Here is a 5,506-nt window from a genome sequence, read left to right on the forward strand (position 1 = left end):
CCACAAATGCTAAGGGCCACCCCTAGTGGGGTGGCCCTTAACAGTGTGAATGTCCGGCGGCGTCCTACTCTCCCACGACCTCCCGGTCGCAGTACCATCGGCGCTGGCGGGCTTAACTTCCAGGTTCGGAATGGAGACTGGGTGTTTCCCCGACGCTATGGCCACCGAAACTCTATAGAAATATCAATCAAACCACCTACGAGCCACAAACCCAAGGCTTTCTGGGTTTGGTTGCTGGGGTTTGACCGTATTCCGGGAACCGTACAGTGAACGCGAACATCGTTACCTTATAGCGCAGGCTTGCGAAAACAACAATCGTCTGTTGCACATCCAGTGGATGTGTGTGTGACAAGCCCTCGGCCTATTAGTACCAGTCAGCTCCACACCTTGCGGCGCTTCCACCTCTGGCCTATCAACCCAGTGGTCTACTGGGGGCCTTACCCGGTTAACCCGGTGGGAGACCTCATCTTGAAGCGTGCTTCCCGCTTAGATGCTTTCAGCGGTTATCACTCCCGAACGTAGCCAACCAGCCGTGCTCCTGGCGGAACAACTGGCACACCAGAGGTTCGTCCACCCCGGTCCTCTCGTACTAGGGGCAGCCCTTCTCAAGTCTCCTGCGCGCGCAGCGGATAGGGACCGAACTGTCTCACGACGTTCTAAACCCAGCTCGCGTGCCGCTTTAATGGGCGAACAGCCCAACCCTTGGGACCTACTCCAGCCCCAGGATGCGACGAGCCGACATCGAGGTGCCAAACCATCCCGTCGATATGGACTCTTGGGGAAGATCAGCCTGTTATCCCCGGGGTACCTTTTATCCGTTGAGCGACGGTGCTCCCACATGCCACCGCCGGATCACTAGTTCCGACTTTCGTCCCTGCTCGACATGTCTGTCTCACAGTCAAGCTCCCTTGTGCACTTACACTCGACACCTGATTGCCAACCAGGCTGAGGGAACCTTTGAGCGCCTCCGTTACCTTTTAGGAGGCGACCGCCCCAGTCAAACTACCCACCAGGCACTGTCCCTGATCCGGATAACGGACCAAAGTTAGACAGCCAGAACAATCAGAGTGGTATTTCAACGATGACTCCACCCGAACTGGCGTCCGAGCTTCACAGTCTCCCACCTATCCTACACAAATTGTACCGACCACCAATACCAAGTTGTAGTAAAGGTCCCGGGGTCTTTCCGTCCTGCTGCGCGTAACGAGCATCTTTACTCGTAATGCAATTTCGCCGAGTCCATGGTTGAGACAGCGCCCAAGTCGTTACGCCATTCGTGCAGGTCGGAACTTACCCGACAAGGAATTTCGCTACCTTAGGATGGTTATAGTTACCACCGCCGTTTACTGGCGCTTAAGTTCAAAGCTTCGCCGGCCGAAACCAGCTAACCTGTCCCCTTAACGTTCCAGCACCGGGCAGGCGTCAGTCCGTATACATCGAATTACTTCTTCGCACGGACCTGTGTTTTTAGTAAACAGTCGCTTGGGCCTGGTCTCTGCGACCATCACCGCTTCCACCAGCAAGTGGTGTCACGGATCCGGTCCCCCTTCTCCCGAAGTTACGGGGGCATTTTGCCGAGTTCCTTAACCATGGTTCACTCGATCGCCTTGGTATTCTCTACCTGATCACCTGTGTCGGTTTGGGGTACGGGCGGCTCTAACACTCACTGCGAAGTTTTTCTCGGCAGCATGGGATCATCCACTTCCCCTGAACGGGTCCGCCTCGGCTCTCAGGCTATATGAGACACGGATTTGCCTATGCCTCGCCCTACCACCTTGCCCGCGGATCAGCTTGCGCCTACCATCGCCGCGGTTGGACTACCCTCCTGCGTCACTCCTCAATGCACCTACTACCACCTCGGGTCACCAACCCCACCCCTCCGTCCGAAGACATCAAGGTTTCGTTGGCTTAGCATCAGCGGGTTCGGTCGGGTCGTGTTAATGCCGGTACGGGAATATCAACCCGTTGTCCATCGACTACGCCTGTCGGCCTCGCCTTAGGTCCCGACTTACCCAGGGCAGATTAGCTTGACCCTGGAACCCTTGATCATCCGGCGGACGGGTTTCTCACCCGTCATTCGCTACTCATGCCTGCATTCTCACTCGTGCAGCATCCACAACTCCATCACTAGGCTGCTTCACACGCTGCACGACGCTCCCCTACCCACCCACACACCTGGACCAGAATCAAGTCCTGGCCGAGTACAAGTGTGAGTGCCACAGCTTCGGCGGATTGCTTGAGCCCCGCTACATTGTCGGCGCGGAATCACTTGACCAGTGAGCTATTACGCACTCTTTCAAGGGTGGCTGCTTCTAAGCCAACCTCCTGGTTGTCTGGGCAACTCCACATCCTTTTCCACTTAGCAATCGCTTAGGGGCCTTAGCTGGTGATCTGGGCTGTTTCCCTCTCGACTACGGAGCTTATCCCCCGCAGTCTCACTGCCGCGCTCTCACTTACCGGCATTCGGAGTTTGGCTGATTTCGGTAAGCCGGTAAGCCCCCTAGACCATCCAGTGCTCTACCTCCGGTAAGAAACACGCGACGCTGCACCTATATGCATTTCGGGGAGAACCAGCTATCACGGAGTTTGATTGGCCTTTCACCCCTATCCACAGGTCATCCCCCAGGTTTTCAACCCTGGTGGGTTCGGTCCTCCACGCGGTCTTACCCACGCTTCAACCTGCCCATGGATAGATCACTCCGCTTCGGGTCTAGAGCATGCGACTAAAACGCCCTATTCAGACTCGCTTTCGCTACGGCTACCCCACACGGGTTAACCTCGCCACACACCACTAACTCGCAGGCTCATTCTTCAAAAGGCACGCCGTCACACCCCACAAGGGAATGCTCCGACGGATTGTAGGCAATCGGTTTCAGGTACTATTTCACTCCCCTCCCGGGGTACTTTTCATCTTTCCCTCACGGTACTAGTCCGCTATCGGTCACCAAGAAGTATTTAGGCTTAGCGGGTGGTCCCGCCAGATTCACACGGGATTTCAAGAGTCCCGTGCTACTTGGGAAAACACTCAAGAGTCACTGTCTTACGCCTACAGGGCTATAACCCACTACGGCTCAACATTCCAGAAGATTCGACTTCAACAGCGATTTATAACTCTTTTGACCCACGGCATTAGATCAAGAATGCTCCCACAACCCCACATGCGCAACGCACGCCGGCTATCACACGCACACGGTTTAGCCTCATCCGCTTTCGCTCGCCACTACTCACGGAATCACTATTGTTTTCTCTTCCTGCGGGTACTGAGATGTTTCACTTCCCCGCGTTCCCTCCAGAACCCTATGTGTTCAGGCACTGGTAACTGGCTTTAGAATGCCAGCTGGGTTTCCCCATTCGGACACCCCCGGATCACAGCTCGGTTGCCAACTCCCCGGGGCTTATCGCAGGCTCCAACGTCCTTCATCGGCTCTTGGTGCCTAGACATCCACCGATTGCCCTTAGTAGCTTGTCACAAAACAACAAAATATTTTGCGAAATCACAAAACGCTACAAAGATTTAGATGCTCGCGTCCACTATACAGTTCTCAAAATACGGGCAGGAACACCAGCCCTACATTCACCACACACCAGACAAGGAACAAACCCACCAGGGAAACAACACACCCAGGAGATGAACCCCACCAGCAGTTTGGTGAGAGCCGGCCCCAGCCACCCACACACTCACTCACGTCAGTGTGACAGTGACCCTTGAAGAAACAGTCCCAACCCCCAAGAACCAAAGTTCCTGTGAGCCGGGCCCGATTCCTCAGGACCCAACAGCGCGCCTCGGTGATCCACTCAGCCGTCTCCGCGTTCCACGCTCACACTCCCTAAAGAGTGTCAGCAGTACTAACTTCAGCGACTTCGCTTCGCACCTAATGGTCAATGTTCCACATTCCGAAGCACCATCACCTTGAGACGAACGCTCAAGCAGTGATGAATAGGCACCAAGCTCAATGAGCTGGCGCCGAATGCTCCTTAGAAAGGAGGTGATCCAGCCGCACCTTCCGGTACGGCTACCTTGTTACGACTTCGTCCTAATCGCCAGCCCCACCTTCGACGGCTCCCTCCACAAGGGTTAGGCCACCGGCTTCGGGTGTTGCCGACTTTCATGACGTGACGGGCGGTGTGTACAAGGCCCGGGAACGTATTCACCGCAGCGTTGCTGATCTGCGATTACTAGCGACTCCGACTTCATGGGGTCGAGTTGCAGACCCCAATCCGAACTGAGACCGGCTTTTTGGGATTCGCTCCACCTTACAGTTTCGCAGCCCTTTGTACCGGCCATTGTAGCATGCGTGAAGCCCTGGACATAAGGGGCATGATGACTTGACGTCATCCCCACCTTCCTCCGAGTTGACCCCGGCAGTCTCCTATGAGTCCCCACCACCCCGAAGGGCGTGCTGGCAACATAGGACGAGGGTTGCGCTCGTTGCGGGACTTAACCCAACATCTCACGACACGAGCTGACGACAGCCATGCACCACCTGTATAGGACCCTTACGGACCCCCCATCTCTGGAGGATTTCCCTATATGTCAAACCCAGGTAAGGTTCTTCGCGTTGCATCGAATTAATCCGCATGCTCCGCCGCTTGTGCGGGCCCCCGTCAATTCCTTTGAGTTTTAGCCTTGCGGCCGTACTCCCCAGGCGGGGCGCTTAATGCGTTAGCTGCGGCACGGAGGACGTGGAATGTCCCCCACACCTAGCGCCCAACGTTTACGGCGTGGACTACCAGGGTATCTAATCCTGTTCGCTACCCACGCTTTCGCTCCTCAGCGTCAGGTAAGGCCCAGAGAGCCGCCTTCGCCACCGGTGTTCTTCCTGATATCTGCGCATTCCACCGCTACACCAGGAGTTCCGCTCTCCCCTGCCTACCTCTAGTCTGCCCGTATCGGAAGCAGGCTCGGGGTTAAGCCCCGAGTTTTCACTCCCGACGTGACGAACCGCCTACGAGCCCTTTACGCCCAATAATTCCGGACAACGCTCGGACCCTACGTATTACCGCGGCTGCTGGCACGTAGTTGGCCGGTCCTTCTTCTGCAGGTACCGTCACTCTCGCTTCGTCCCTGCTGAAAGAGGTTTACAACCCGAAGGCCGTCATCCCTCACGCGGCGTTGCTGCGTCAGACTTTCGTCCATTGCGCAATATTCCCCACTGCTGCCTCCCGTAGGAGTCTGGGCCGTGTCTCAGTCCCAGTGTGGCCGGTCGCCCTCTCAGGCCGGCTACCCGTCGACGCCTTGGTAGGCCATTACCCCACCAACAAGCTGATAGGCCGCGAGCCCATCCCCAACCGCCAGAACTTTCAACCAACCACCATGAGGTGACTAGTATTATCCGGTATTAGACCCCGTTTCCGAGGCTTATCCCAAAGTTGAGGGTAGGTTGCTCACGTGTTACTCACCCGTTCGCCGCTCGTGTACCCCCGAAGGGGCCTTACCGCTCGACTTGCATGTGTTAAGCACGCCGCCAGCGTTCGTCCTGAGCCAGGATCAAACTCTCCGTTGAAA

General features: G+C 56.2%; 3 rRNA genes. All 3 read right to left on the reverse strand.

The annotated features are described in order from the left end of the window. Positions 1–51: 51 nt before the first annotated feature. Positions 52–169 (reverse strand): 5S ribosomal RNA (gene rrf, locus ACLJOO_RS42605). Between the two features lie 175 nt (positions 170–344). Beyond that, positions 345–3,469: ribosomal RNA gene (locus ACLJOO_RS42610) — 23S ribosomal RNA — on the reverse strand. A gap of 510 nt (positions 3,470–3,979) precedes the next feature. Then, positions 3,980–5,504, reverse strand: a 16S ribosomal RNA gene (locus tag ACLJOO_RS42615). Together the 16S, 23S and 5S rRNA genes form the textbook arrangement of a ribosomal RNA operon. Positions 5,505–5,506: the final 2 nt, after the last annotated feature.

The sequence above is a fragment of the Kribbella sp. C-35 genome (assembly GCF_046549195.1).
GTDB lineage: Bacteria > Actinomycetota > Actinomycetes > Propionibacteriales > Kribbellaceae > Kribbella.